This is a genomic window from Arthrobacter burdickii, assembly GCF_030433645.1.
Taxonomy (GTDB): Bacteria; Actinomycetota; Actinomycetes; order Actinomycetales; family Micrococcaceae; genus Arthrobacter_D; species Arthrobacter_D burdickii.
The window spans coordinates 235442-261677 of record NZ_JAROCG010000001.1 but is presented as its reverse complement, the minus strand read 5'-3'; the positions used below and the strand labels follow the sequence as shown (position 1 = coordinate 261677).

General features: G+C 68.7%; 26 protein-coding genes. 11 read left to right on the top strand and 15 right to left on the bottom strand.

Annotated features, from left to right (window positions below; all coding sequences use genetic code 11):
• Positions 1-65: 65 nt before the first annotated feature.
• From hisD to P5G52_RS01135, 6 genes are all read left to right on the top strand, one after another.
• The gene (hisD, locus tag P5G52_RS01160; RefSeq protein WP_301224156.1) at positions 66-1412 is read left to right on the top strand and encodes a histidinol dehydrogenase; all 1347 of its coding nucleotides are present in this window, start codon (positions 66-68) and stop codon (positions 1410-1412) included.
• Positions 1409-2218: an ABC transporter substrate-binding protein gene (locus P5G52_RS01155; protein WP_301224155.1), complete on the top strand. Its 810-nt coding sequence runs from the start codon at positions 1409-1411 to the stop codon at positions 2216-2218. The genes hisD and P5G52_RS01155 overlap by 4 nt, the downstream gene beginning before the upstream one ends.
• 44 nt (positions 2219-2262) lie before the next feature.
• Complete coding sequence (locus P5G52_RS01150) at positions 2263-2916, top strand: amino acid ABC transporter permease (RefSeq protein ID WP_363321898.1); 654 nt, start codon at positions 2263-2265, stop codon at positions 2914-2916.
• Positions 2909-3760 (top strand): amino acid ABC transporter ATP-binding protein, encoded by an 852-nt coding sequence (locus tag P5G52_RS01145; RefSeq protein WP_301224154.1) that lies wholly within the window; start codon positions 2909-2911, stop codon positions 3758-3760. The genes P5G52_RS01150 and P5G52_RS01145 overlap by 8 nt, the downstream gene beginning before the upstream one ends.
• A 108-nt stretch (positions 3761-3868) precedes the next feature.
• Positions 3869-4057 carry a hypothetical protein gene (locus P5G52_RS01140; RefSeq protein ID WP_301224153.1) on the top strand — a complete coding sequence of 63 codons (189 nt, stop codon included), beginning with the start codon at positions 3869-3871 and terminating at the stop codon, positions 4055-4057.
• 63 nt (positions 4058-4120) lie between these two features.
• Positions 4121-4816, top strand: a complete 696-nt coding sequence (locus P5G52_RS01135) for a DsbA family oxidoreductase (protein ID WP_301224152.1) — start codon at positions 4121-4123, stop codon at positions 4814-4816.
• Between the two features lie 73 nt (positions 4817-4889).
• Here P5G52_RS01135 and P5G52_RS01130 read toward each other — a convergent pair whose 3' ends face one another.
• From P5G52_RS01130 to P5G52_RS01120, 3 genes are all read right to left on the bottom strand, one after another.
• Positions 4890-5072 carry a hypothetical protein gene (locus tag P5G52_RS01130; RefSeq protein WP_301224151.1) on the bottom strand — a complete coding sequence of 61 codons (183 nt, stop codon included), beginning with the start codon at positions 5070-5072 and terminating at the stop codon, positions 4890-4892.
• A 106-nt stretch (positions 5073-5178) separates the two neighbouring features.
• On the bottom strand, positions 5179-6033 hold the full coding sequence (locus P5G52_RS01125; protein ID WP_301224150.1) for a metal-dependent hydrolase: 855 nt from the start codon (positions 6031-6033) through the stop codon (positions 5179-5181).
• A gap of 135 nt (positions 6034-6168) precedes the next feature.
• Positions 6169-6501 (bottom strand): hypothetical protein, encoded by a 333-nt coding sequence (locus P5G52_RS01120; protein WP_301224149.1) that lies wholly within the window; start codon positions 6499-6501, stop codon positions 6169-6171.
• Between the two features lie 122 nt (positions 6502-6623).
• Between P5G52_RS01120 and P5G52_RS01115 the strand changes: the two genes are divergently transcribed.
• The gene (locus P5G52_RS01115; RefSeq protein WP_301224148.1) at positions 6624-7601 is read left to right on the top strand and encodes an MsnO8 family LLM class oxidoreductase; all 978 of its coding nucleotides are present in this window, start codon (positions 6624-6626) and stop codon (positions 7599-7601) included.
• 142 nt (positions 7602-7743) lie between these two features.
• Positions 7744-8847 (top strand): YsnF/AvaK domain-containing protein, encoded by a 1104-nt coding sequence (locus tag P5G52_RS01110; protein WP_301224147.1) that lies wholly within the window; start codon positions 7744-7746, stop codon positions 8845-8847.
• A gap of 28 nt (positions 8848-8875) precedes the next feature.
• On the opposite strand, the gene P5G52_RS01105 is transcribed toward P5G52_RS01110, so the two are convergent.
• Positions 8876-9463, bottom strand: coding sequence for a GNAT family N-acetyltransferase (locus P5G52_RS01105; RefSeq protein ID WP_301224146.1), 588 nt, complete (start codon positions 9461-9463; stop codon positions 8876-8878).
• A 132-nt stretch (positions 9464-9595) separates the two neighbouring features.
• Here P5G52_RS01105 and P5G52_RS01100 point away from each other — a divergent pair, with 132 nt between their 5' ends.
• The gene (locus tag P5G52_RS01100) at positions 9596-10735 is read left to right on the top strand and encodes an aminotransferase class V-fold PLP-dependent enzyme (protein ID WP_301224145.1); all 1140 of its coding nucleotides are present in this window, start codon (positions 9596-9598) and stop codon (positions 10733-10735) included.
• 472 nt (positions 10736-11207) lie between these two features.
• Positions 11208-13025 carry an immune inhibitor A domain-containing protein gene (locus P5G52_RS01095; RefSeq protein ID WP_301224144.1) on the top strand — a complete coding sequence of 606 codons (1818 nt, stop codon included), beginning with the start codon at positions 11208-11210 and terminating at the stop codon, positions 13023-13025.
• Positions 13026-13094: 69 nt separating this feature from the next.
• Here P5G52_RS01095 and P5G52_RS01090 read toward each other — a convergent pair whose 3' ends face one another.
• On the bottom strand, positions 13095-13256 hold the full coding sequence (locus tag P5G52_RS01090) for a hypothetical protein (RefSeq protein ID WP_301224143.1): 162 nt from the start codon (positions 13254-13256) through the stop codon (positions 13095-13097).
• 7 nt (positions 13257-13263) lie between these two features.
• Here P5G52_RS01090 and P5G52_RS01085 point away from each other — a divergent pair, with 7 nt between their 5' ends.
• A complete protein-coding gene (locus tag P5G52_RS01085; RefSeq protein WP_301224142.1) occupies positions 13264-13617 on the top strand; it encodes a hypothetical protein in 354 nt (117 codons plus the stop codon).
• A gap of 401 nt (positions 13618-14018) precedes the next feature.
• On the opposite strand, the gene P5G52_RS01080 is transcribed toward P5G52_RS01085, so the two are convergent.
• The 10 genes from P5G52_RS01080 to P5G52_RS01035 all read right to left on the bottom strand — a co-directional run bounded on the left by P5G52_RS01080 (position 14019) and on the right by P5G52_RS01035 (position 26184).
• Entirely contained in the window at positions 14019-14456 is a 438-nt protein-coding gene (locus P5G52_RS01080; protein ID WP_301224141.1) for a GtrA family protein, read from the bottom strand.
• A gap of 98 nt (positions 14457-14554) precedes the next feature.
• Positions 14555-15595 carry a LacI family DNA-binding transcriptional regulator gene (locus tag P5G52_RS01075; RefSeq protein ID WP_301224140.1) on the bottom strand — a complete coding sequence of 347 codons (1041 nt, stop codon included), beginning with the start codon at positions 15593-15595 and terminating at the stop codon, positions 14555-14557.
• A 76-nt stretch (positions 15596-15671) separates the two neighbouring features.
• Complete coding sequence (locus P5G52_RS01070; protein ID WP_301224139.1) at positions 15672-18257, bottom strand: glycoside hydrolase family 78 protein; 2586 nt, start codon at positions 18255-18257, stop codon at positions 15672-15674.
• Between the two features lie 66 nt (positions 18258-18323).
• Positions 18324-19232 (bottom strand): carbohydrate ABC transporter permease, encoded by a 909-nt coding sequence (locus P5G52_RS01065; RefSeq protein WP_301224138.1) that lies wholly within the window; start codon positions 19230-19232, stop codon positions 18324-18326.
• A gap of 3 nt (positions 19233-19235) precedes the next feature.
• Positions 19236-20120 carry a carbohydrate ABC transporter permease gene (locus P5G52_RS01060; protein ID WP_301224137.1) on the bottom strand — a complete coding sequence of 295 codons (885 nt, stop codon included), beginning with the start codon at positions 20118-20120 and terminating at the stop codon, positions 19236-19238.
• 98 nt (positions 20121-20218) lie between these two features.
• Positions 20219-21520, bottom strand: a complete 1302-nt coding sequence (locus P5G52_RS01055; protein WP_301228582.1) for an ABC transporter substrate-binding protein — start codon at positions 21518-21520, stop codon at positions 20219-20221.
• A 210-nt stretch (positions 21521-21730) separates the two neighbouring features.
• On the bottom strand, positions 21731-23974 hold the full coding sequence (locus P5G52_RS01050; RefSeq protein ID WP_301224136.1) for a beta-glucosidase: 2244 nt from the start codon (positions 23972-23974) through the stop codon (positions 21731-21733).
• A gap of 262 nt (positions 23975-24236) precedes the next feature.
• A complete protein-coding gene (locus tag P5G52_RS01045; RefSeq protein ID WP_301224135.1) occupies positions 24237-24758 on the bottom strand; it encodes a flavin reductase family protein in 522 nt (173 codons plus the stop codon).
• A 46-nt stretch (positions 24759-24804) separates the two neighbouring features.
• Positions 24805-25245: a redox-sensitive transcriptional activator SoxR gene (gene soxR, locus P5G52_RS01040; RefSeq protein ID WP_301224134.1), complete on the bottom strand. Its 441-nt coding sequence runs from the start codon at positions 25243-25245 to the stop codon at positions 24805-24807.
• Positions 25246-25326: 81 nt separating this feature from the next.
• Positions 25327-26184: an SDR family oxidoreductase gene (locus P5G52_RS01035; RefSeq protein WP_301224133.1), complete on the bottom strand. Its 858-nt coding sequence runs from the start codon at positions 26182-26184 to the stop codon at positions 25327-25329.
• Positions 26185-26236: the final 52 nt, after the last annotated feature.

The window sequence follows — 26236 nt, the reverse complement described above, 5'->3', positions numbered from 1 at the left end:
AACCTATATCTTCCACCGGGAAAGGGTGGGTTCCCCTATGCTGCACCCGGTCCTAGGCTTCCACCATGGAACTGAATGCCCAGTACGCCTCCTTCATCAGGGGGGCCTACGAATGCCTGAAGAGTGCCGAGATCGGTGGAGTGCCGGCGCAGCGGCTGCCGAAGGTCGTCGAGACGGTGTCGGAGATGCTGTCGACCATCGAGAAGGGCGGGCGCGACGCCGTCACCGAGTACTCCCGGGTCCTTGACGGCTGGGCGGGCGGCGACGTCGAGCTGGACTCCGACTCCCTCCGAAGGACCGGCGACACACTGACGCCGGAATTGCGTGCGGCCCTCGAGGCCGGGGCGGAACGGACCCGGAAATTCGCCGGACTCCAGCTCCGGCACCTGCAGGACTTCGAGGCTGAAGTGATGCCCGGGGTGGTGGTGGGCCACCGGTACATTCCGGTCCAGCGTGTCGGGGCCTACCTGCCGGCAGGACGGTTCCCCATCCTCGCGAGCGCGTTCATGACCGTCGGCGTCGCGAAGACGGCGGGCGTGCCCATGGTGATCGCCTGCTCGCCGCCCACCTCTCCGACCGCGGGCAACCCGGCGGTGTTCTACTCCGCCTACCTCTCCGGCGTCGACCGGGCGTTCGTCGTCGGAGGCGTCCAGGCCCTGGCCGCCATGGCCTTCGGGCTGCTGGGGGAACAGCCGATGGACATGCTCGTGGGCGCCGGCAACGCCTATGTCACCGAGGCGAAGCGGCAGCTGTTCGGGCGGGTCGGCATGGATCTGCTCGCAGGGCCGTCGGAGGTCGCCGTGATCGCCGACGACACCGCCGACCCCGTCATCGTCGCCGCGGACCTGCTCGGGCAGGCCGAGCACGGACCCCAGTCGCCCGCTGCGCTCGTCACGACGTCGCGGGACCTCGCCGTCGCGGTGATCGCCGAGGTGGACCGCCAGCTCGTGGACCTCAGCACCCGGGACATCGCCGGCGCGGCCTGGCGGGACTACGGGACCGTGTACCTCGCGGAGGACAACGCGACCGCCGTCGAACTGATGGACGTGCTCGCGCCCGAGCACCTGGAGGTCATCACCGCCGACGACGACTACTTCCAGAAGAACCTCACCAACTACGGGTCGCTCTTCCTGGGGCCCTGGTCCACGGTCGCGTACTCCGACAAGGGCATCACCGGAACCAACCACGTGCTGCCCACCGGCGGCGGGGCGCGCTCCTCGGCCGGCCTGTCCGTCGCCCGGTTCCTGAAACCCCTCACCTTCCAGCGCATCGACCGTACAGCGACCATGCAGCTGGCCCCCCTCGTGTCCGAGATCTCCGCCTACGAGGCGATGGAGGCGCACCAGCGGACGGCCGACCTCCGCATCACCCGATTCGAGAACCACTCAGCATCGACCAAGGAGCAACCATGAACAGCAGGCGCGCAATGACGTCCTTCGCAGCCGGGGCACTGGGGATCGCACTGACACTGACAGCGTGCGGCGGAGGGGATTCCGGCGGCAGCGAGGGCGGAGGGGGCGACGGCGAGGCGATCGAGAAGATCACCATCGCCACCTCGAACGACGCTCCCTTCTCCTTCACCGACGACGCCGGCGACCTGCAGGGTATCGACGGCGAGATGATCAACTGGATCGCGGACAAGAAGGGCTGGGAGGTCGAGGTCTTCGTGTCCGAATTCGCCACCCTGATCCCGGCCATCAAGGCGGGCAAGGCCGACGCCGTCGTCGACGCCATGTACATCACCGACGTCCGGAAGGAAGAGGTCAACTTCACGGACACCTGGTACCAGCAGGGCGAAGGCATGGTGGTCCCGGGAGACTCGACCATGACCAACCGCGACGACGCCAAGGGCACCGTGATCGGCGTCCAGACCGGCACCACCTTCATCGAGCTGGCGGAGTCCCTGGAGCCCAAGGAGATCAAGTACTTCGATTCGCAGGCGGCACTGCTGAAGGCCGTGGAGAACAAGCAGGTCGACGTCGTCTTCACCGACGCGGCCGTCGTCGCGTACAGCCTGGTGCAGAACCCGAACGACGCCATCAAGATCGTGGACCCGTACGAGCCCTACTTCCCCGGCCTCATTGGAGCGGCAGTGCCCAAGGAGAACACGGAGCTGCTCGACGAACTGAACTCCGGCCTCGCGGAGCTGAAGGCCTCCCCGGACTACATGGAGATCCTCACCAAGTACGGGCTGACCGAGAGCAACGCCGTCGACTGATCGTTCCTTTCCCGTTGTCCCGAAGCTGAAAGGAAGGTCCGGCCATCGACTTCATCCAGAGCACGTTCAGCTACTTCCCCCGGCTGCTGGCGGCCGCACCGATCGTGATCCAGCTCGCCCTGGGGGCGATGGCACTGGCCCTCGTGCTCGGCCTGCTGGTGGCGCTCGCGCGGATCTCGAAGTCGAGGGTCCTCCGCGGGATCGCCCTCGTCTATGTCGAGGTGATGAGGGGAACACCGCTCCTCGTCCAGCTGGTCTACATCTTCTTCGTCCTGCCGGCCATCGGGGTGAACATCGATCCGGTGCCCGCGGGGATCCTGGGTCTGGGCCTGAATTACGCGGCCTACCTGTCGGAAGTGTTCCGCTCGGCCATCCTCGCGGTCGAGGCAGGACAGACCGAAGCTGCTCTCTCGCTCGGTTACACGCCGGGTAAGGCCCTGTGGAAGGTCGTCCTGCCGCAGTCCTTCATCGTGTCGCTGGGGCCGATCGGCAACTACTTCATCGCGATGGTGAAGGACACGGCCCTCACCTCGGTCATCGCCGTGACCGAGATCCTGAAGACGGCGAACGTCATCAACGCGCAGACGTTCGAGACGACGCAGGTCTACACGGCGGCCGCACTACTGTACCTGCTGATCAGCCTTCCGTTGTCCCGCATCGTGAGCGCCCTGGAGAAGAGAGCGAGGGTCCATGTCTGACGAAGTGATCGTGAGTGCCCGGGACGTCCATAAGACGTTCGTGGTGACCAAGACCCCGAGCCTGCTGCAGCGACTCCGCGGACAGCGGCGGGAAGTCAACCGGATCGAGGTCCTCAAGGGCGTCGACCTGGACGTCCACAAGGGGGAGACGGTCGTCATCCTCGGCTCCAGCGGATCCGGCAAGAGCACCCTGCTGCGCTGCATGAACAAGCTCGAGACGATTGACGACGGCCGGATTCTGGTCAACGGGCACCTCGTGGGCTACGAGGAGCGCGACGGGAAGCTCGTGGACGAGAAGGCTTCCATCACCGCGAGGAAGCGGACCGACCTCGGCATGGTCTTCCAGCAGTTCAACCTCTTCCTGAACAAGACCGCCCTGGGCAACGTCATGGCGCCCCTGCAGGACGTCAAGAAGATGTCCCGGGAGGAGGCGCAGCAGCACGCCCTCGAGAACCTGAAGCGGGTCGGACTGCTGGACCGGAAGGACAACTATCCGTCGAGGCTGTCCGGAGGGCAGAAGCAGCGCGTCGCTATAGCCAGGGCTCTCGCCATGGACCCGAGCGTCATGCTGTTCGACGAGCCCACGTCGGCGCTGGATCCGGAGCTCGTGGAGGAAGTGCTGGCGGTGATCAAGGCCATTGCCGCCCAGGGCACCACGATGGTGATCGTCACGCACGAGATGCAGTTCGCGCGCGACATCGCGGACATCATCGTGGTCATGGACCAGGGCGTCATCGTCGAGAAGGGGACGCCGGACGAGGTGTTCTTCCGGCCCAAGCACCCGAAGACGTACGCGTTGCTTCGACGGTCCGGCTTGACCGTCGAGCCTCCGGGGGCGGTGTAGCCCGGCCCGGGGTTCCGTTTCGCACTCTGGTCGGCATAGGGCGGCCAGAGTAAGGTAATAAGCCACCTGATGTTTTCGGGTGCAGAGGCGAGATCGAAGGAGATCATCATGGGCATCAGCAACATGGTCAAGAACGCGGCGGGCCGCTACCTCGGCAGGTCCGGGACCGGCACCACGTCCGCCACCGGACGCACCAGGGCCGGCGGCATGAACACGCGGGGGCGGACCACCGGGACGCCCGCATCCGGCTCGGGCGGCGTCGGCAAGATGCTGCGCGGCCTCCTCAACCGGCGGTGAGGGCGCGGCCCGGGTCGTGCCTTGCGGGGAATAGGACCCGGGCCCGGCACGGTTGCATCAGGCATGCAGATTGAGATTTGGTCCGATGTGAAGTGCCCGTGGTGCTACGTGGGCAAGCGCCGTTTCGAGAGGGCCCTCGCGGACTTCCCTCACCGGAACAGCGTCGAGGTGACCTGGAAGAGCTACCAGCTCGACCCAGGACTGCCCGACCACTACGACGGCACCGAGCAGCAGTACCTCGCCGAGCGCAAGGGCATCGCCCCCGAGCAGGTCCGGCAGATGTGGCAACACCTCGGCCAGCAGGCCGCAGGTGAGGGCCTGAACTTCGACTTCGACCGCATCGTCGTGGGCAACAGCTTCACGGCACACCGCTTCCTGCACCTCGCGAAATCCCACGACCGGGGCGACGCCGCCAAGGAAGCCATCATGTCGGCCCACTTCGAGCAGGGACTGGACACGTCCGACGTCGACGTCCTGGTCTCCCTCGGCGCCGGCATCGGCCTGGACGAGGACGAGGTCCGCGAGACCGTGGGCGGTGACCGCTTCGCCGACGACGTCCGCCGCGACATCGAAGAAGCACGGACCCTTGGTGTGCAGGGCGTGCCGTTCTTCGTCGTCGACCGCAAGTACGGGATCTCCGGCGCCCAGCCGACCGAGCTGTTCCGGCAGGCCCTCGACCAGGCGTGGCAGGAGTCCCACCCCCTGGTGTCGCTTACCCCCTCCGCCGACGGTCCGGCCTGCGGTCCCGACGGCTGCTAGGCCTCCACTTGTGAACGGCACGCCCTGAGGGGTAGGCCGTGGACGACGACGGCGGGCTTGAGTCCCGCCGTCGTCAGCGGCGTCGGGACCCCCGGGCCATCCGCTTCAGCTCGTCCTGGACGCGCGCGAGCTCCCGTTGACGCTGGACCTGCAGTTCCTCGGCACTCGGCCGGCGGTGCCGCGCGGGCTCGGGCGCCGCGGGCGGGGCGTCCGCCTCGTCCTGCAGGGGATCGAAGAACAAGCCGTCGCGATGCATAGAAACTCCTCCAGCTTCCGGTGTCAGCTCCGACACTAGCGCGGCTGTGTTTCCGGCTTCTTACGTATCTCGCTCAGTTCGCCCTGAGCCCGCCCTCGGCTCTCCCTCACCCCATTCCGGACAGGCGTGCGACCGCCGTCCCGCCGTCGTCGATCCGGAGCACGGCCCAGCCGATGCCGCCGAGCGCGTAGAGCGAGACCGGGACGAGGAGGCACCACTCGCGGAGGGAACCGGCGTTGCCGAGGACGGGCACCGCGATATTGCCGTTCGGCCGCCACACCTGCGCGACCACCGGCAGCTTCGCCAGGCTGCGCGGACGCCGGAGCCGGAACGGGTAGACGGGGTTGCACCCGCCGGTCGTGAGCATGTCGCCGAGGATGTGGACGACGGCCCCGACGCCGACGGCGAGGGGGAACCAGAACTGCTCCTCCGGCGCGAACGCGGTGACGAACGCGCCGGCGGTCAGGCCGACCGCCCACGGCGACCTCCGCATGCCGTCCGGGATGATCTTCAGGGCTTTGGCGGCGAAGGAGACGAGGAGCACCGTCAGCAGGCCCGCGCCCGGGTAGATGGTGCCGAAATCGGCGGTCTCGACCGTCCAGAGCCCCGCGACGAACGCGACGGCGACGAACGCGGCGACGCCGAGCAGCGAATGGGTGCCGCGCCGGTGGCCACCGGAGATGGCGCCTACGCCGGCGCAGAACAGGTTGGACAGCGGCGGCAGCGAGTGGGCGATGGTGGCGTTGTGGTGGTCAGCGTCGGGCAGGAGCGCGGCGCCCGCCGTGACCAGGGCTCCCGTGACGACGCCCACGGGGCTGACATCCAGGAGGCCGAATCCGAGGGTGACGGACTCCGGCAGGACCGGCAGTACGGCGGCCAGGGGGCCGAGCCCCAGCTCGATCCGGGTGGTGGCAGCGACCCAGGCGGCAGCGCCGCAGGCAGCATGGTGGGCGCCCATCATGACGGGAAGTCCTTTCGGTGAGACCACGCCGGCTGCAGGTGTCCAGCCGGCGGCAGAGCCTCATCCTGACGCGTGCCACTGTCATTATCCGAATGCCGTCATCCGAAACGGGCACGCACGCCCACCGCAGGACTGCTAGTGCGAGTCCTTCTGCCGGGTGGCCAGGCTGGACGGGTCGGTGATGGAGCGCAACCAGGCCTCGGCGTCGTCGCCCGTCCCGACGGGCAGTGCGAGCTTCTCGAGGCGCTTCTGGAAACTGGCGGTCATCTCCCGCTGGATGCGCAGTCGGCTCTCGTCGCCGGGTTGGCCGTGGCCGTCGGCAACACGATCAGCGATCACGAGCAGGCGTGCCTGGGAGTCGGCGATGCTGGCGGCGAGGATGTCGAGCTGGCTCGCCGCGGGCACGCGGTCAGGGGCGGGTGCGGACGGTTGCTGCCTGCGACGGCGGATTCCGGTGAAGATCCTCATGATGCTCGCTGGTGTTCTCGGCCGGCCGGACCTCGTTGTTCGGCAGACTCGGACGGCGTCGCCGCCGCCCGTCCCGCAAGAGTACCCGGAATGCTGCCCGCCCCCTAGGGGTTCCACGGAGTATGTCCCTTCCTTTCGACGGCCTGTCCATCCTCGATCGCGCGCAGTCCCGGCTCGGCTCCTCCGAATCGGACACGCTGCGACGCGTCGGGGAGCGCGCGCAGCGGGCCGAGCGGCTCGGGTACCGGAGGTTCTGGGTCGCCGAGCACCACGGCGTGCCCGGCATCGCAGGGTCGGTGCCGGCCGTGCTCGCGGCCGCGGTCGCCGCGCGCACGAGCACGATCCGCGTCGGCACGGGCGGGATCATGCTGCCGAACCACCAGCCCCTGGTCGTCGCCGAGCAGGCCGCCACGCTCGGTGCCCTGTTCGATGGCCGCTTCGACCTGGGAATCGGCCGCTCGCTCGGCTTCACGCAGGCCGTGCGGGCCGCCCTGCGGACCGGGAAGCAGGACGCCGACCGGTTCGAGCAGGACATCGCCGAACTGCTCGCCTTCCTAGGCGGCACCGCTCCCGTTCCCGCTCGCCCCCAGGACGGCGGGCGAACGCCCGTCTTCGTCCTCGCCACCGGCCAGGGCGTGGACATCACGGCCCGCTCCGGCCTCGCCGTCGTGCTCGGCGGGCCCGCGCTGTTCCGGGATCGCATCCCCGTGCTCGAGCGCTACCGGGAACAGTTCCGTCCGTCACCGTGGTGGGACGAGCCGAAGGTCCTGGTGTCGGTGAACGTCGCGGTCGCGGGGACGACGTCCCAGGCGCGCCACCTGCTGCTGCCCGAAGCCCGCGCGCTCGCCGTCTCGCGGACCAGGGGCTACTTCCCGCCGCTGGAGGCCGTGGGGGACGAACCCCTCTCGGTGCGGGAAGAGGGATTCGTTCAGGAGTCGCTCGCCACTGCCGTCCACGGGACGCCGGCGGACGTGGCGCGACAGCTGACGGAGCTCCAGGCCCGCACGGGTGCCGACGAGCTGCTGGTGAGCGGCGGGGCGTTCGATCTCGAGGGGCAGGCCCGGTCGGACGGGCTGCTCGCGGAACTCGCGGCTGCCTGACGGAGGGCCCAGCGAACGCATGCATCCGCCTGTCGTGGGCGGCAACCGGACGATACTAAGCATGCTTGTTATGAGCGGGAGGCCGCCCTAGTCTGAGGTTTATCCGCTGTTCGAGGCGGCAGAACCGATGACAGGCTGGCCCATGCTCACCATGAACGACCTCACCCCACTCCTTCGCCGTCACCGCGCGGTGGTCACCCGTCAGGGGGACAAGGTCGGCGCGATCGGCGTGGTGTTCCTGGACGACGCCACCGATGAGCCCACGTGGGTCACCGTCCACACGGGACTGTTCGGCACGAAGGAGTCCTTCGTCCCCCTGGCAGGCGCCGAGGTGCAGGGTGACCAGCTCGTCGTGGGCTACCCGCGTGACGTGATCAAACATGCTCCGTCGACGGAGCGGGACGGACACCTGAGCCCGGAGGACGAGCTCGAGCTGTATCGCCATTACGGCCTGGCCGGCCCCGATGCAACGACAGCGACAGCCACCGTTCCCGCGACAGCCACCGTTCCCGCGACGGCGACACCCGCCGTTCCCGTGACAGCGACGGCGACACCCGCCGTTCCCGTGACAGCGACGGCGACGGCGACCGTTCCCGTGACGGCGACGGCGACCAGCCGGGACGCAGCGACAACGACCGACCCGGCGACGGCGACGACGACGGGCCGGGAGGAGGCCGTGCGCGGAGGGCGCGACGGCGGTGAACCCTGGATGGTCCGCTCGGAAGAGCAACTTCGCATCAGGACCGAGCCGTACGAGGCGGCACGCGTCCGACTCCGGAAGTATGTCGTCACCGAAGAGGCCGTGCAGACGGTGCCCCTTTCCAGGGAGGAGCTTCGGATCGAGCGCGAACCCATCACCGGGACGACCGGTGACCTCACTGCGGGCGACTCGCTCTTCCAGGAGGAGGTCGTGGAGATGGTGGGTCGGGAGGAGCGCGCCGTGGTGAGCAAGGAAACCGTGGCGGTCGAGCGGGTCCGGCTGGGTAAGGCTACGGTCGAAGGAAGGGTGACGGTCACCGAGGAGGTGCGGAAAGAACGTATCGCAACCAACGTCGGCGATATCCCGGGCGCTCGCGGATCCACGGCCGGTACCCGCGGTCGAGCTGGCGGGACGTCAGGAAAGGCATCCGGCACCGCCTCCAGGAGGGCCACCGGTCGTCGGGCCGACGCCGCCGACGAAGGATCCGCGAGAATTCCGACGAACAGCCCCAATGCGATCATCAAGGGCGCGAAGAAGCGCCGTTGACGGCTGCGCTTCGCCGACAGCCCGCGGGTCAGTACTGTTCGAGGGCCAGTCGCATCAACACGCGGGGGAAGCCGTCGGACACGGAGCCCGTGTCCGCGGCTTTCGTGAAGCCCGCGTTCTCGAACAGGCTGCGGGTTCCCACGTAGGCCATCGTGGCGTTGACCCTGGCGCCACGGTTGTCCACCGGGTAGCCCTCGATCGCCGGCGCGCCGGAATGCCTCGCATGCTCGACGGCGCCCCCGAGCAACGCCTGTGCGACGCCCCTCCCTCGGTGCCCGCCGCGCACCCGGAAACACCAGACCGTCCACACAGGCAGGTCGTCGACCCGCGGGATCCTCGTGCCGTGCGTGAAGGCGTGCAGGTCCGACCGTGGAGCCACGCCGCACCAGCCGACCACGTCAGCGCCGTCGTAGGCGAGGATGCCCGGCGGAATGTGCCCGCTGCAGAGCTCCCGGACCTTCTCGGGCCGTTCGCGCGCCGTCAGTGCCTGGTTCTCCTTCGGCGGCAGGCGGTAGGTGAGGCACCAACAGGTCGGGGAGTCGGGGTTGCGGGGTGCAAGCAGGAGTGCGACGTCGTCGAACCTCTCGGAGGTCGCCGGGTGGATGGCGAAGGGCATCGAGGGAGTCCTTCCTCTGCGGATCCTCCACTGTGGTCCGTGCAGTCCCTCCGCGCAAGCAGCTACCACCTGATAGCTTTCCGGAGGAGCGGCCACAAATCGCTCCCACCAGCCAGACAGCGGAGGAAGAGCATGAGCAGTCCCAGGCAGGCGGACGACGGGGCCGCCTTCGCCGCCTACCAGTCGTCCTTCTCGGAGGCTCCCGGGTACCTGAACTTCGCGAGCTTCGGCCCGCCGTCGAGCGCGGTCCGCGACCATGTGGCGCAGCTCCTGGAGACGGCCGGCGAGGGTGCGGTCGGCGCGAGCAGCACGCTCGAGGGCGAGGACAACCGGGCGCGGGAGGCCTTCTCCCGGCTCAGCGGTTTTCCGCTCGAACAGGTGGGACTGACCGGTAGCACCTCTCTCGGCCTGTTCCAGGTGGCCTTCGGCCTGTCCGGTGGGACAGTGCTCGTCGGCGCCGGTGAGTTCCCGTCCAACACCTACCCCTGGCTGCGCACCGGGACAGTGGGTCGTGCGCGCGCCGACCTGATGGGGGCACCCGGCACCCAGGTGACGCCCGACGTCGTCGCCCGCCACCTGACCGATGACACCGTTGCCGTGAGCGTCAGCGCCGTCGACTTCCGCACCGGCTATCGGGTGGATCTCGCGGGAATCCGTGAGGTGATCGGCGCCGATCGCCTCCTCGTCGTCGATGGCATCCAGGGCTTCGGCGTCGCCGACCTCGACTGGACGCTCGCCGACGTACTCATCGCCGGCGCGCAGAAGTGGGTCCGCGGCGGCTGGGGCGTGGCCGGGATCGCCCTGTCACCGCAGGGACTCGAGCGCATCGAGCCCCTGCTCACCGGCTGGACGGGGGTCACCGACGCCCGCCGGTACGACGGTGAGGAACACCCGCCGCTGCCGGGGGCGGGGCGTTTTTCCATCTCGAACCTGTCCCCGTATGCGAGTGGGGCGTTCGCGGAGGCCCTCGAACTGATCGAGTCGGTGGGTGTGCCGGCCATCGAGGGCATTATCGCGACGCACGCGAAGGCACTGATCGACCAGCTCGACGCCGCGCGGGTGCCGGTCCTCTCGCCCCGGGAGCGCGACGACCGCGCGGGGATCGTGGTCGCGGGCCTTCCGGGACGGGCGGCCGACGCGCACGCGGCGCTCGCCGCAGCCGGGATCTCCGTGACGCTGCACGGACCGGACCGCATACGGCTCTCCGTGCATGCGACCACCCGCTCCGAGGTCCTCGGCGAGGCGGCGGAGGTGCTGGCAGCCTTCGCATGAGGGTGCGCGGCCCTGCTGCCTTCCGCCGGCCTCTCCCGACGCGCGCCGCCGTCCCTCCTGAGTTTCACGCAGCGGAGGAGTGATGTGCGGCGTGTCTCGGTGCGACACGCGCCGTAGGTCCGAAAGGCGGGAACGACGGCGCCACCGGCGGCGCGCTACTCGCGGCGGCACCCACGGCGCGGCACCCACGGCGCCACCGCCCGCGCACCTCGGCGTCCTACCCCCGGCCCCGGCCTCCCCACCACGGCGCGAGACGCCGCTCGCCGGCGAGCCGACCGGCCCCGGCTCGAGGGCCACATCGTGCCGACACGCCGGACATGGTTCACCAGATGCAACCAAATCCCCGGAAGTGTCCGAGAGCGGTGCTAGCGTGCCAGCCAGAACGTGTGACTTAGGCAACATGTTCGTAACCTCAGGCACCTAACCTGAGCGTGCTTTGCATTTCGCTGGGACATTTCACTAAGGAGAACCCTTGAATTCCACTCCACGTATCCGGGGGCTGCGGTGCGCGATGACGCTCGCCGTGACCAGCGCCGTCGTGCTTGCTCCCGTGAGCGCGCAGGCCACCACCGGACCGACGGCTCCGACGTCGTCGTCCACCTCCTCACCCAGCGCAGACGGCGCTGCGGAGAGGCTCGATGACCGCTCCGACCCCGCGGCCGACGAGCGCCGCGAACTCAACCAGCAGGCTGTGGAGCAGGTGATCTCCGGCGAGTCGAAGGTCGAGGACCGCAACGGTTCCAAGGCCGTGAAGGTCGCCCCGGGCCAGTGGGCGCAGTACGGACTGCAGGACAGCGACCAGATCCTGTCCTTCCTCGTCGACTTCGGCGACAAGGTGGACCCGCGATTCCCCACCTCCACGGCCGGACCCACGCACAACACCATCAAAGAACCGAACCGTGCGGTGGACAACTCCACCTACTGGACCGACACCTTCGACCGCGAGCACTACCTCGACATGTTCTTCGGCGAGGAGGGCGAGTCGCTGAAGGGCGTCTACGGAGAGATGTCGAGCGGCCGGTACACGGTCGACGGCGACGTCAGCGACTGGGTCACCGTGCCCTACAACTCGGCCAGCTACGGCGAGACCGAGAGCCAGGCGGACATGACCCGCTTCGTCCAGGACACGGCGAACGCCTGGTACGACTCGCAGGTCGCGGCAGGCAAGACGCCCGCCGAGATCGACGCCTACCTCGCGACCTTCGACCAGTGGGACCGCTACGACTTCGACAAGGACGGCGACTTCGACGAGGCCGACGGCTACATCGACCACTTCCAGGCGATCCACGCCGGCGAGGGCGAGGAAGCCGGCGCGGCGTCGTCGGCCATCTGGTCGCACCGCTGGGCGGTAGGCCAGGCGGGCCGCGGCACAGCCGGCCCCGCAGCCAACCCCTACGGCGGCATCAAGATCGGCAACTCGAACCTCTGGATCCGTGACTACACCACGGAGCCGGAGAACGGCGGCCTCGGCGTCTTCGCGCACGAGTACGGCCACGACCTCGGCCTGCCCGACCTGTACGACACGAGCGGCGGAGAGAACGGTACCGGCTTCTGGACGCTCATGAGCTCCGGGTCGTGGCTCGGCCACGGGAACGGTTCCATCGGCACCACCCCGAACCACATGGGCGCCTGGGAGAAGCTGCAGCTCGGCTGGCTGGATTACGACCGCGCCACCACCGGCGTGAAGTCGGTCCACAAGATCGGCCCCTCGTTCCACGCCACGAAGGCGCCGCAGGCCGTCGTCGTCACCCTGCCCAAGGACGCCGCGGGCAACAACCGCTTCTACATCGCGGAGAACCGCACGTACGGAGGGTATGACGCCACGCTCGCGACCGGCCCGTACAACTTCGGCTGGGGCGTCACCGCGCCCGACACCGTGGAGCACTACGCGTACCAGGACGGCCTGAGCATCACCTACTGGAACACCGCGCAGCGCAACAACAACACGCGCCAGCACCCCGGTGCGGGCCTGGCCCTGCCCGTGGACGCGCACCCGAAGGCTCTTACCTGGTCCGACGGCACCGTTGTGCGCAACCGCATCCAGAGCTTCGACGCCACCTTCGGCAAGCAGGCCACCGATGCGCTGAACCTCCACCGGGAGACTGCGGCGGGCATGACCACGCTCACCGCGCCGTCCCAGCCGGCCGCCGCCGTGTTCGACGACACCAACCCGAACGCCTACTACGACGCCGCGAACCCGCAGGGCTCCGTCGTCGTGGCCGGCACCGGGACGAAGATCGAGGTCGTCCAGTCCAACTCGACCGGAGTGCTGACCCTGCAGGTCCGCTAGGTCCGACAGCTGGAGACAGAAGGAGCCGGGAGGTCACTCCCGGCTCCTTCTGCGTTTCCGCTGCCCGTCCTAGTGCGTGCGCCGGCTCCTGCGGGGCTGCGCGACGACGGCGATCGCGATCGCCAGCCCGAGGGCCACGAGGCTCAGGACGCCGGCTGCCACGTAGCGCAGCGGTGGTCCGCCGGCGGTCCGGGTTTGTGTCTCCGCGACGGCTTCGGCCTGCGGCTGCACGGTCCCGATGTTCGCCGGCCCTGTAGGGAGGATCCCGGAGGACGGACTGGTCGACGCAGGTGCAGGCGCAGGCGCCTCCACGCCGACCACGCCGCGGGCGGCGTTACCGGCCGGCGGCTCCGCGGGGGCGGGTTTCGACGGCGTCGGGCTGCTGTCCGTGGTGCTCGGTGACGGCGTGGCGGAGGGCGACGCGTCGGGTGCCGGACTGGTCGCGGAGGGCACCGGTTCCGGCTCGTCGACGGGTGACTCCTCGACGGGCAGCTCGGAGGGTACCGGCTCCGCCGGCGACGGGGCCGGCGGTGTCGATGGCTCCCCGGGCGGCGGAGGGGGCGGCGGAGGGTCGGACGGCGCCGTGGGCTGAACGGGCGTGCCGGATCCGGGCGGGGGCTCAGGAGCGGGGGCGGACGGTGCCGGCTCGGCAGGTGCCGGCGCGACGACCACCGGATCGGGGACGGTCGGGGCTACCTCGCCTGCGGTCCGCAGCGACGGCAGGGGCGGCAGCGCGGCGGCTGCTCCCGGGCCGGCAAGCAGGAGTCCACTGCTGAGGGCCAGGACTGGAAGGGCAGTGCGGACACGCATGGAGGAGTCTTTTCGAAAGGCGGGGATCGGCGGCATCGGTGACGGGGAGTCGTCGGAAGCATGCTGACTATCGCTTCCCATCCTACGATGGAGTGCTGCCTGTTCCCACTCCCGCGTGACGTGCCGACGCCCCTTGCCAGTCGCACAGGACATCAGGGGTGGTGAACCCCGCGGTCCGCGCGGTCAGGCGGCAAAAGAGGGCTCGGCGGCTTCCTGCAGCACGGGGCGGAAGACGAAGAACCGGTAGGCGACATAACGGAAGACGTTGCCGAGGAGGACGCCGACGACGTTCGCCGAGATGTTGTTCGCCAGAGGGCTCGTGAACCCCAGGAGATAGTGCGAGACGACGAGGCACGCCGCGGCGATGCCGAGCCCGACGAGGTTCGTGAGGCCGAAGAGCAGGGCCTCCTCGCGCTTCGGACGGCCGGCGAACTGACGGAAGGTCACGTAGTGGCTGCCGAGCCAGGAGACGCCGGTGGCCAGCGTGACGGATACGACCTTTGAGGTGATGGGACCGATGCCGAACCCCGAGGCGAGGATGTTGTAGACGGAGATGTCCACGATGAAGGCGACCGCGCCGACGACAGTGAAGGATCCGAGCCGCTGCAGGGCTTCGCGCACCGCTGTACTTCCTTTCTTGGTGACAGACCAGTCTACTCCTTAGGTTGCCTAAGCAACCAATCGAGGTGGCGGTCAGGGAGTGTCACTTCGAAGCGGAACTACCGGGAGACGGTGCTCCTGCGCACGATGAGCGAGGGGTCGAGGGTGATGCGGCGGTGTTGGTGGTTCCGGGGATTGTCGATCTCGTCGAGGAGGAGGCGCAGGGCTTCCTCCCCCATCTCGTGGCCCGGCTGGCTGACCGTGGACATGGGGATGGCGGCCTCGGACGCGAACTGGTTGTTGTCGTACCCGATGACAGCGACATCCCCTGGCACCGAGACGCCGGCATCCGTCAGTTCGTGGATGAGTCCCGCCGCGAGCTGGTCGGCCGGGGCGAGGATGCCGTCGGGGAGCGTGCCGTCGTCGAGCAGTTGCCGGGCGATGGAGCGGCCGCTGGCGCTCTTCAGGTTGCGGCTCGGGATGACGTCGAGGCTGACGCCGTTCCCGCGTTCCCTCACGGCACGCCGCGCACCCTCGCGGCGGGCGTTGACGGCGTGGAGGTCCTCCGGTCCGCCTGCGAACAGCAGCCGGGTGCGGCCGATGTCCATGAGGTGCGTCGCGGCGAGATAGCCTCCGTGCTCCTCGTCGACCACCACGCTGCAGCAGTCCGTGCGGTCACCGGCGTAATTGACGAGCACGATGTTCCGGCCGTGCCGGCGTACCCGGTCCACCCCGTCGAGTCCGGCGTCCAGCGGGGCGAGGATGATCCCCGCCACGCGGGCCTCGTCGAAGATGTCGAGGTAGGACTCCTGCTTCTGGAACGTCACGTCGCTGTTGGCCAGGAGCAGTGAGCGACCGGCGGTGCTGGCGGCACCCTCGGCGCCGCGTGCGATGTCCACGAACAGCGAATTGCCGACGTCGGTCAGGATCAGGCCCACCGTGTTGCTCCTGCCCGCTGCCAGCGAGCGTGCCGCGTCGTTGCGGACGAATCCCAGTTCGTCGATGGCGGCCGCGACGCGGGCGATGGTCTTCGCCGACACGATCTCCGGCTTGTTGAGGACGTGCGAGACCGTGCCGAGCGAGACACCTGCGCGGCGCGCGACGTCGTTCATGCTGGGAGCAACGGCGGGGTCATCGCTCGCTGGCTGGGCGGCTGTCACGGCACCTCGATCAGGGTTTCGGCATGGGGGACCACCCCGGGTGGGGTGGCACGTTTTCCCTTATGGTAGGCGACCTCTACAAAGCGGCGGCCACGTGCGTGAACGTGTGCGTGCCGGAGCCCACGGACACGGGGGCCTGGTTCGGGAGGTCGACGACGGCGGTGGAGCCGGTGGGAACGGTGACCTCCACGGACAGGTTGCCGGCATCGAGCGACCACGAGATCGAGGCCGTCCCGTACGGCGTCTCGTGCCGGGCACTCGCCGAGGTGAGTCCGCCCCCGGGCCGCGGGCGGAACAGGATGGAGCGGTACCCGGGAGCCGCGGGGGCGAGACCGGCGACCACGCGGTGCAGCCAGTCGGCCACGGCGCCGAGCGCGTAGTGGTTGAACGAGGTCATGTTGCCGGGATTGATGGAACCGTCGGGCAGCATGCTGTCCCACCGTTCCCAGATCGTGGTGGCTCCCTGCCCCACGGCGTAGAGCCAGGAGGGGCACTCCTCCTCGAGCAGCAGGGCATAGGCGGTCTCGACGTCACCTACGCTCGTGAGGGCGTCGGTGACGAGCGGTGTTCCGGCGAATCCGGTGGCGATCCGGTTCCCGGCGTGGCCCACGAGTTCTGCCAGCCGCTCGCCACCGCGGCGCCGCTGTTCCTCGGTGGGTGCGAGCCCGAAGGCCAGAACGAGCGCATACGCAGTCTGGGCGTCGCTGACGACGCGGCCGGACGGGGAGATGAACTCGCGGGCGAAGGCGTCCCGGACCTTGCGGGCCAGCTCGCGGTAGTGGAGCTCGTCGGCGGTGTTCCCGAGGACGCTCGCCATCTCGGCGAGGTGCTGAGTGGACCACGCGAAGTACGCGGTCGAGACGAGGTAGCGGTCGGTCGTGGCGTCAGCAGGATCGTGGGGTGGCGCGGCGGGATCGAGCCAGTCCCCGAGCTGCATCCCGGTGTTCCAAAGGTAGGACGTCCCGGCGCGCTCGGCCATCAGGTCCACCCACGCCTTGGCGCTGGCGTACTGGGTGGCGAGGATGCCGGTGTCACCGAAGCGCTCGTACAGTTTCCAGGGAGTCAGCACGGCGACGTCGCCCCAGACCGCGCCTGGCTGGATGGGCGTCCACTCGTCGCCGCCGGGGATCACGGGGACGTACCAGGGCACCGTGCCGTCCTCGAGCTGTTCGGCCGCGACGTCCTTGAGCCAGGAACCGAGCATGCCGGAGCAGTCGTAGAGGAAGGTGGCGGTCGGAGCGAAGACCTGCAGGTCACCTGTCCAGCCCAGCCGCTCGTCGCGCTGCGGGCAGTCCGTGGGGATGTCCACGAAGTTGCCGCGCATGCTCCAGCGCACGTTCTCGTGCAGGCGGTTGACCCCGTCGTGCGAGCTCTCGAACCAGCCGGTCCGCTCCATGTCCGTGTGGTAGACCCGGGCGGTGATGGCTGCCATCGGATCATCGCCGGTCCAGCCCGTGAGCTCCGCGTAGCGGAAGCCGTGGATGGTGAAGCGGGGCTCCCACTCGACGTCGTCACCCGATGCGATGTAGACGTCGGTCGCAGCAGCACCGCGCAGCGGACGCGTGCCGAGCTCGCCGTTCTCCAGGACCTCGGCGTGGCGCAGGCGGATCTCCTGCCCGTCGGCGAGACCGGACAGGCGGAGCCGGAGCCGGCCCACGAGGTTCTGCCCGAAGTCGAGGAGGGTCCTGCCCGACGGCGAGGTGGTCACCGCGATCGGTGACAGTTCCTCGGTGCAGCGGACGGGCGGACCATCGGGTGCCACGAGTGTCGCGGGGTCGCGGGGGACGATCCGCACGGGAGACCATGCGGAGTCGTCGAACCCGGGTGAGGACCAGCCCGCCGGCTCCTGTCGGGCGTCGTAGTGCTCGCCCTCATACAGTCCGGTGCTGAGGATCGGTCCGAAGCCCGCACGCCAGGTCTCGTCCGTGCCGAAGACGGTGGTGGAACCGTCGTCGTGCGTGATGTGCAGCTGGGCCAGGAGGGCGACGTCGCTGCCGTACAGGTTCGGGTAGCCGCCGTGGAATCCGAGGCGGCCGCGGTACCAGCCGTCGGCGAGCCATGCGCCGATCGCGTTGCTGCCGGGGACCAGCGCGTCGGTCACGTCATAGGTGGAATACCGCAGGCGCTGGCCGTACACGGTCCAGCCGGGTGCGAGCGCCTCGTTGCCGATCCGCTGCCCGTTGATCTCGACCTCGTAGAGCCCGTGTGCCGTGACATACAGGCGCGCCTCGCGGACGGTCTTCTCCAGGGGGAAGTCGCGGCGGACGAGGGGCGGTCGGCGCAGCGCCTCCGGGTCCTCGTCCCACGCCGGTGCCACGGCACGCGCCGTCCAGTCGGCCGGCTCGAGCAGCCCGGTCTCCGCGGTGGAGGCGGGGCTCCATGCGCTCGGTGCGACGTCGTCCGCCCCCCACACCCGGACACGCACCGTGACCGCCGTGCGCGACGGGAGGTCGGCTGCCGGCCAGGGCACCAGGACCGAGTCCGGGGAGGTGACGACCAGCGAAGACCAGGTGTCACTGCCGTGGACCACCTCGATCTCGTAGCGCTGCTGTACCCAGCCGGGCTCCGCCGTGGTCTTCCAGCTCAGGCGGGGCCGTCGCTCTCCGATCCCCAGGGGCTCGCGGTGGTGCTCGAACGAGACGGGGCTGACGGTGATCGGCATGGAGATTTCCTTCTGGTGTGGGCCGCCGGGCAGGCGGAGATGATGCGGTGTCACGGGGGCGGGCACTCAGCCCTTGACGGAGCCGGCGGCCAGGCCCTTCATCACGCGCTGGTTGAGGAAGAGGTAGATGGCCAGGGTCCCGAAGACGTTGATGCAGATGGCCGCGAACAGCGGGCCGTACTGCACCGCCCCGAACTGCCCGGTGAAGTTGAGCAGGCCGACCTGGATGGTGCTGAGGTCGCTGTTGTTCGCGAACGTCAGGGCGATCAGGAGGTCGTTCCAGATGAAGAAGAACTGGACGAGCGCCACGGTGAACACCGCGTTGCGGACCATCGGGAATCCGATCGAGAGAAAGGACCGGATGATGCTCGCGCCGTCCAGTGTCGACGCCTCGAACACCTCACGGGGCACGGCGCGGAAGTACGTGGCCATCATGAACACCGTGAGCGGGAGGCCGGTGGCGGTGTAGGTGATGATGAGCGGCCACAGCGTCCCGGTCAGCCCGGTCTTGAAGTAGGCCGAGAAGAGGGGGAGCAGGATCATCTGGCCCGGCACCATGATGCCGGTCAGGAAGATCAGCAGGACGCCGTTGCGTCCCTTCCACACCATGACCTCGAGTGCGAACCCGGCGGCCACGCCGAGGACGATGATCAGGGCCAGCGACGGCAGGGTGGCCATGAGCGAGTTGGCGACGAAGACCGCGATGTTGCCGGTGGTCCAGGCCTCGATGTAGTTGTCGAAGTTCAGGGACCCGGGCAGGGCCCAGACGGGATCGTTGAGGAACTCCTGCTGCGTCTTGAACGATCCGAGCACCAGCCACAGCAGTGGGTAGAGCTCGACGACGAGCAGGAGGGCGATCAGCAGGTGGACGGGAAGCCTGGCGAGGCGCTTGCCGGCGCGGGAACGGGAGCGGCGGGGCTCCTGGCGCTGCATCGCCTGGAGCGGGGCCTTGCGGGCGGGTACCTGGGTGCTCATGGCTCAGTCCTTGGTGAGGTCGCGGCGCGAGGACCGGAAGATGAAGATGGTGACGATGAGGCACAGCAGCGTCAGCAGCAGGGCGATCGAGCTGCCGTACCCGTAGTCGCCGAAGGCGAAGGATGTGCGGAACATGTACAGCGTCAGGGGGGTGGTCGAGGAGCCCGGGCCGCCGTTGGTCAGGGCCACGATGGAATCGAAGACCTTGAGGGTGCCGTTGATGCTGAAGATGATCGAGGACAGCAGGACCGGCATGGACAGCGGCAGCACGATGCTTCGAATGAGCCGCCAGCCGGTGGCGCCGTCGAGCCGGGCCGATTCGAGCATGTCCTCCGGGATGTCGACGAGGCCCGCGTAGAGAAGGACGGCGTAGAAGCCCATGGAACGCCAGATGTCCATGAGGACGATGACCCAGAAGGCGCTGGATGCGTTGCCGAACCAGTCGACCGATTCGACGCCCACCCCGTTGAGCAGGCTGTTCACGAGCCCGTTCTGCGGGGCTACCTCGAACATCTTCTGGAAGAGCAGTGCGACAGCGACCGTCGGCAGGACCACAGGGAAGAACACGAGGGTGCGGATGATGTTCGAGGACTTCTTCAGGATGAACACGTACATCAGCGAGAGCAGGTAGCCCATGACGATCTGGCCGACCGTGATGACGATGGCGTACCGGACCGTGAAGGAGAGGGCTGTGCGGACCTCGGGGTCGGTGAACAGCCGGGTGAGGTTCTCCGTGCCGGCGAAGGTGAAGCCGGAGATCGCGTTGCCGCTGAAGAACGTGTAGCCCATCGACCAGATGATGGGGACGAGCATCACCAGGGAATACACCAGCAGTGCTGGGCCCAGGAGGATCGCGAGGGCTTTCTTGTCGCCCAGTACTGACTGCATGGTGGTCCTTTGTCTACGTCTTGTGACCGCGTCGCGGGGGATGCGGTGAGGGGTGCGCCGGGGAGGAGTCCGTCTCCTCCTCCCCGGCGCGGGCGGCCCTACTTGAGGGCGGACTGCACGGTTTCCATGAACTGCTCCGGGCTGATGCTCCCGGTTACCAGCGGCGCGGCGTTGGTCTGGCTCGCCGTCGTCGCCTGGGTGCCGAAGAGGGCCTCGAACCAGAGGACGCTCTCGTCGGTCGAGGAGATGGTCTCCTGGACCGTCTGCGTGAGCGGGTCGACGTCGACCTCCTCGTTCACCTTGAAGCCCGAGATCGAGCCCTGGTTCTCGAGGGCCGAGCTGCCGTAGTTCTCGGTGATGCACTTCAGCCACTCACCGGTCTGCTCGTTGTAGGCCTTCTGCGAGATGGCCATGGGCAGGCCGACGTTGGCCGCGTACTGGTTGTCGATCCCGGCCCCACCCTCGACCTTGGGGAACGGCATGAAGCCGATGTTCTCCGTGCCGATCTGGTTGGCTGCCTCGTCGTTGAAGTTCGCGAGCACCCAGCTGCCCATGTAGAGCATGCCGGCCTTGCCGTTGAGGAACTGGTTGATGGCGGTGTCGTAGTCGATAGACCCGACACCCTCTCCGAAGTAGCCCTTCTGGCCGAGGTCCGCGACGGCGGCCGCGGCTTCGACGTACTCGGGGTCGGTGAGCTTGGCTTCGCCATCGGCGACCTTCTGCAGCGCGTCCTTGCCGAGGTTGCTGAAGAGGTAGCCGCTGATGAGGCGGGTGAGGGGCCAGCCCTGCTCGCCCGAGGCGGAGAGAGGCGTGACGCCGGAGGTGTTGAGCGTCTCCGCGGCCGCGGTGAAGTCGTCCCAGGTCTGCGGGACCTCGATGCCGTTGTCCGCGAAGAGCTGCTTGTTGTACCAGATGCCCTCGACGTTGTACTGGTAGGGCAGCACGTTGAAGCCTCCGTACAGGGCCTTGATCGTGTCGATCGCCGCGGGCTCCACCTGGTCGAGGACGTCGAGGTCGGTCAGGGTTGCTTCCAGGTCGAGGACATTGCCCGATGCCGCCAGTTCCTTCGTCAGTGCGGGGGCGTTGCCGGCCGCGAACTGCACCGGGAGGGCGCCTTGTCCGGCGAGCAGCTGGAGCTGCTGGTCCAGGTTGGTTTGAGGGACGGTGTCTACCTTGAGGGGCATGGCGTCGGCGGCGGTCTTGCACTGGTCGCCGGCCAGGGTCTCCAGCTCCGTGGGGATCGTGGTGTTCTCGACGTTCGTGAGGAAGGAGAATTCTCCGGCCTCCGCCTCACCGCCGCCCCCGCCGTTGTCCGAGCTGCCTGCGCCGCAAGCGGTCAGCAGGAGCGATGCGGTGCTGAGTCCTACGCCCAGGAGCAGCATCCGGTTCTTGGTCCGCATGGTGGCCACGTTTTCCTCCTTGAAAGTGTGCGCCCCGTTTTTGAAGCGTTTCAATAATCGAGAGTAGGGCCGACGGGGGAGTGTGTCAACTGTCACAACGGACTCCGGATGGAGCACTCCCGACGGGACGATCCGGGGCGAGGAGGGAGCCGCCCCTGCACGCGGCAAGGACCCGCCCGTCGGCGACGGGCGGGTCCTTACTCGGGGTAATCAGCCGAGGGTCAGCGCGGAGTGCAGCGACAGCTCCTGCGAGGAGCCGCCCACCTCGACGGCGAACGTCCCGCCGGGCACAGTCCACGCGTCCCGGGTGGGGTCCCACACCGACAGGGGGTGGTCAGGACCTGCGGCATCCACGACGACGTGCACCTGCGTCGTCTGATGAGGCTTCAGCGTCACCTTCTCGAATCCCACCAGGCGCTTGCCGGGCTCGCCGGAGGCTTCCGGCAGCGTCAGGTAGACCTGACCTACCTCTGCCCCCGCCACGGACCCGGTGTTCGTGATCTGGAACGTGATGTCCAGCGACCTGGTCGCGGTCTTCCTGTCCACCACGGGCTTGACCCGCAGGTTCCGGTAATCGAAGTCCGTGTAGGACAGGCCGTGCCCGAAGGCGAAGAGCGGATCGATGCCCTGCGCGTCGTACCACTTGTGCCCGATGGCCAGGCCCTCGGTGTAGTTCACCTGGCGGAGCTCCCGCGAACCGGCGGGCGCCGTCGTCGTGCCGTTCGAGTAGACGCCCGGGTACTGCTCGGCGGTGCGGGAGGGGGTGTCGGCGAGCGACGCCGGGAACGTCATCGGCAGTTTCCCGGACGGGTTGACGTCCCCCCAGAGGAGGTTGGCGAGTGCGGGTCCCTGCTGTTCGCCGGCGTACCAGGTCTCCAGGACGGCTTCCGCGTCGTCCAGCCACGGCATCTCCACCGCGCTGCCCGTCTGGAGGACGGCGACAGTGGCGGGGCTGGCTGCCGCAACGGCCTGGATGAGCGCGTCGCCGTTGCCGTCGAGTCGGAGATCCGCCAGGTCGTTGAACTCACCGGAGGTGTAGTACCCGACGACGACGGCGACATCCGCCTGCGCGGCCACCGCTGCGGCCGCTGCCGGGTCCGACCCGTCATCGAAGACGACGGTCGACCCTTCGGCCGCCGCCCGCTCGCGGAGCGCGTCCTCGATCGAAACGACCTGCGAGCAGTCGAGCGTGTTCGGCGAGCCGAAGGGCCACTTCATGCTGCAGGTCGTCTGGGCGCTGACTCCGTTGCCTCCGGTGCGGGAGGCGGTGGGGCCGATCACGGCGATGCTCTTCGGAGAAGCCGAGAGCGGCAGGACGCCGTCGTTCTTGAGGAGCACCGTGCCCTCCTCGACGGCCCGCCGGGCGATGCCCTTGTGCTCGGCCGAGGAGACCGACGCGGTCGCCGGGGTCGGCAACGGAGTGTCGAACAGGCCTCCCCGGATGTAGGACCGGACGACGTTGAACGCGGCGCCGTCGACCTGCTCCTCCGTGATCTCACCGGTCGCCAGTGCCTGGTCGAGCAGCTTCGGGGTGAAGTAGATGGGCCGGTTCAACTCCTGGTCCAGCCCGGCGTCGATGGACGCCCCGGTGGAGTGCACTGCCCCGAAGTCCGACATGACGTACCCGTCGAAGCCGAGCTTCGAGCGCAGGGTGTCCTTCAGGAGCGGGTTCTCGCATCCGTACACGCCGTTGATCTGGTTGTAGGAGCACATGATGCTCTCCGGGCCACCCTCGGCGATCGCGATCTCGAAGGGTAGGTCGTACGCCTCGCGCAGTGTCCGTTCGTCGATGTTCGAGGAGCTCGCGTTCCTCGAGAGCTCCTGCTCGTTCGCCACGAAGTGCTTCACGTTGGACAGCACGGGCTTGCCGGGGTTGCCCTCCTCGATGCCGCGGATGGCAGCACCGGCGAGCGATCCACTGAGGAGCGAATCCTCCCCGAAGTACTCCGCGGTCCGGCCGGACAGGGGTGTCCGCCCGCTGGCGATCCCGGGGCCGAGGACCACGTTCTTGCCCTTGTCGAAGGCTTCGGCGCCCTGCGCCGCGCTCTTCTCGTACACGAGGTCCCGGTTCCAGGTGGCACCGAGGGCGATGGGCGCGGGGAAGGCCGTGACCCCCTGCGTGAACCGCACGCCGTCCGGGCCGTCGGTGTAGACGACCCGCGGGGTGCAGGGGAGCTGCGGCTCGTAGGCCACGCCGCTGAAGGAGGTGGTGGCGGGATCATTGGCAGGCTGCTCGACGAGCCACCGGTACTTCTGGCCGAGGGTGCTCGCATCCAGCAGGATCCGGGCCCGCTCGTCAGGGGAGCGGGAGGTGTCCATCCACGGACAGTCGGCGGGATAGGGGGCGCCGGGCGCGGCGTCCGCCGCAGGCACGGCTGCTGCAAGCGGGGCTGACGCGAGCAGGCTCGCGACGGCGATGGCCGCGAGCGGCCTCCGCCGGGTGGGGTTCTTCATGTGTCCTCCTTGACACTTCCATTTTGAAGCGCTTCAATTTTCGAGACACCGCATGTTCTCCTGGGTGGAACGAGAAGGATTGGCGCCGGTGGGTGCGGAGTGTGATCTACGCCTCACGTCCTGCCCAACCTAGGGTGGGGACGCCGACCCGGTCAAGTGCCGGGGCCCGGCGGCCTTGGCCACCGCGTTGGGGTGGGGGCGCGACCCGGACATGCCCGAAAGCCCTTCCACGGGGACCGTCCTCAGCCTTGTGCCGGTGGGATCAGCCCAGCAGTGACCGGTCGTCCAGCCGATGGTAGGAGCGGTTGTGGTAGACCAGCGGCGCGACTTCGTCCTGTGTGCCCTGTTCGATGGACAGGACCTCGGCGGCGAGGATCATCGATCCGCCGACGGGCAGGCGGTGCAGGATGCGGCAGCGCAGGGCCCAGGGTGCGTCGGTCAGGAGAGGCTCACCCGAGGGGAGCGGGCGCCAGTCCACGGCGCCCCCGAAGCGGTCGGTGCCCCGGGCGGCGAAGAGGCGGGCGATGGCGAGCTGGTCCGCGCCGAGCAGATGCACCACCAGGGTGTCCGCCCGGACCAGGGCCGCGGCCGACGACGACGCCGTCGACACGGAGAAGGCGAGGACGGGCGGCTCCGCCGAGACCGACGACACGGAGGACGCCGTCAGTCCCACCGGGCCATCCGGACCCTGGGCGGTGATGACGGCGATGCCGGCCGGGTGCGCGCGGAAAGCATCCTTGAAGAGTTCCGCGGGAGGGGCGGCGTGGCCGGTGGGGACTGTCATGCATTCAACGCTAGAACCTCAACAATGGTTGAGGTCAAATCGGCTCTCACGGGTCGAGGAGGGTCGACGGGATGCCCCTCGAGCCGGCGGCGTCGTTCGGATTGACGAAGCCGCAGGTCGCCAGCGACAGGCAGCCGCAGCCGATGCATCCGCCCAGCCTGTCCCGCAGGTGTTCCAGCTGGGCGATGCGCGCCTGGATTTCCTGCTGCCACGCGGCCGACAGCCGCTGCCAGTCCTCCTGGTCGGGCACGCCGTCGCTGGGGAGTTCGGCGAAGGCCCGTGCGACGGTGGCGAGTGGGATGCCGGCGCGCTGGGCCGCTCCGATGACGGCGACCCTGCGCAGGACAGAGCGGTCGTACCGGCGCTGGTTACCCGAGGTCCTGCGGCTACGGATCAGGCCCTGGCGCTCGTAGAAATGCAGGGCCGAGACGCTCATGCCGCTGCGGGCAGCCAGTTGTCCCACGGAGAGGTCCTGGTCGCTGGGCACCGGGCTCCTTCCTGCTGCAGTCCGCGCTTCCCTCGTCGTCGTGCCAGCGTAGCCGCGACGGTGCAGGCGGAGGGTGGCGCGCTACGTGCCGAGGAGCTCGCGGACGTACTGCTGCAGCGGCGTCGTGGGCCGGCCGATGATGCGCGAGAGGGTGCCGTCGCTCTCGGCGAGCAATCCGGCGGCGATGTTCGCATCGAGTGCCGCGACGAAGCCTGCCGTACCCTCGTCCAGCCCGAAACCCTTCAGGGCGGCGACGTGCTCGTCGGTGGACACCTGGTTCACCGTGACGGAGGTGCCGGCGACCTCGGAGACGGTGGCGGCGAGCTCGTCGAAGGTCCAGGGCTCGTCACCTCCGAGTTCGAGGATCTCGCCCGCGTACTCGTCGGACAGCAGCACGACGGCCGCGGCCTCGGCGTAGTCCCTGCGCGTCGCACTCGCGATCCTGCCGTTGCCGGTACTGGTGAGGATGCTGCCGGTCGAGGCTGCCTGGCGGATCGTGTCGTCGTAGTTCTCGGTGTACCAGTTGTTGCGCAGCACGGTGTAGGTAAGGCCCGAACCCTCGAGGAGCCCCTCGGTGGCCTTGTGCTCGGGAGCCAGGACGAGGTCCGACGTCGTGGCCTTCGGCGCGCTCGTGTACACCAGTTCGGCGCCCACCTTGCGGGCGGCATCGATGACGGCCTTGTGCTGCACGGAGCGCTTTCCCACCTCGTTCCCGGAGATGAGGAGGATCTTCTCGGCGCCCACGAAGGCGGCATCGAGGGTCGACGGGTCCGCGTAGTCGACACGTGCCGTACGGACGCCGTATGCGGCCAGCTTGCCCAGCGCATCTTCGTTACGGCCGCCCGCCACGATGGTCGACGGGTCGATGCCGCGTGCCAGCAGCTCTTCGACGACCTGGCGGCCGAGATGTCCGGTGGCTCCGGTGATGACGATGGTCATGGATGTCCTCCTGGTCGGCACCCGTGCGGTGCGTGTACAGGCGGTAACGAGG

Excerpts from the sequence above, each read along its gene's own strand:
- P5G52_RS01145 (WP_301224154.1), top strand. The coding sequence starts at position 2,909 with ATGTCTGACGAAGTGATCGTGAGTGCCCGGGACGTCCATAAGACGTTC.
- P5G52_RS01035 (WP_301224133.1), bottom strand. The coding sequence starts at position 26,184 with ATGACCATCGTCATCACCGGAGCCACCGGACATCTCGGCCGCCAGGTC.
- P5G52_RS01055 (WP_301228582.1), bottom strand. The coding sequence starts at position 21,520 with ATGCGGACCAAGAACCGGATGCTGCTCCTGGGCGTAGGACTCAGCACC.
- P5G52_RS01045 (WP_301224135.1), bottom strand. The coding sequence starts at position 24,758 with ATGACAGTCCCCACCGGCCACGCCGCCCCTCCCGCGGAACTCTTCAAG.
- hisD (WP_301224156.1), top strand. The coding sequence starts at position 66 with ATGGAACTGAATGCCCAGTACGCCTCCTTCATCAGGGGGGCCTACGAA.
- P5G52_RS01125 (WP_301224150.1), bottom strand. The coding sequence starts at position 6,033 with ATGATGGGCGCCCACCATGCTGCCTGCGGCGCTGCCGCCTGGGTCGCT.
- P5G52_RS01060 (WP_301224137.1), bottom strand. The coding sequence starts at position 20,120 with ATGCAGTCAGTACTGGGCGACAAGAAAGCCCTCGCGATCCTCCTGGGC.
- P5G52_RS01140 (WP_301224153.1), top strand. The coding sequence starts at position 3,869 with ATGGGCATCAGCAACATGGTCAAGAACGCGGCGGGCCGCTACCTCGGC.
- P5G52_RS01070 (WP_301224139.1), bottom strand. The coding sequence starts at position 18,257 with ATGCCGATCACCGTCAGCCCCGTCTCGTTCGAGCACCACCGCGAGCCC.
- P5G52_RS01110 (WP_301224147.1), top strand. The coding sequence starts at position 7,744 with ATGCTCACCATGAACGACCTCACCCCACTCCTTCGCCGTCACCGCGCG.
- P5G52_RS01115 (WP_301224148.1), top strand. The coding sequence starts at position 6,624 with ATGTCCCTTCCTTTCGACGGCCTGTCCATCCTCGATCGCGCGCAGTCC.
- P5G52_RS01135 (WP_301224152.1), top strand. The coding sequence starts at position 4,121 with ATGCAGATTGAGATTTGGTCCGATGTGAAGTGCCCGTGGTGCTACGTG.
- P5G52_RS01155 (WP_301224155.1), top strand. The coding sequence starts at position 1,409 with ATGAACAGCAGGCGCGCAATGACGTCCTTCGCAGCCGGGGCACTGGGG.
- P5G52_RS01120 (WP_301224149.1), bottom strand. The coding sequence starts at position 6,501 with ATGAGGATCTTCACCGGAATCCGCCGTCGCAGGCAGCAACCGTCCGCA.
- P5G52_RS01100 (WP_301224145.1), top strand. The coding sequence starts at position 9,596 with ATGAGCAGTCCCAGGCAGGCGGACGACGGGGCCGCCTTCGCCGCCTAC.
- P5G52_RS01085 (WP_301224142.1), top strand. The coding sequence starts at position 13,264 with ATGTTCGCCGGCCCTGTAGGGAGGATCCCGGAGGACGGACTGGTCGAC.
- P5G52_RS01050 (WP_301224136.1), bottom strand. The coding sequence starts at position 23,974 with ATGAAGAACCCCACCCGGCGGAGGCCGCTCGCGGCCATCGCCGTCGCG.
- P5G52_RS01130 (WP_301224151.1), bottom strand. The coding sequence starts at position 5,072 with ATGCATCGCGACGGCTTGTTCTTCGATCCCCTGCAGGACGAGGCGGAC.
- P5G52_RS01065 (WP_301224138.1), bottom strand. The coding sequence starts at position 19,232 with ATGAGCACCCAGGTACCCGCCCGCAAGGCCCCGCTCCAGGCGATGCAG.
- P5G52_RS01105 (WP_301224146.1), bottom strand. The coding sequence starts at position 9,463 with ATGCCCTTCGCCATCCACCCGGCGACCTCCGAGAGGTTCGACGACGTC.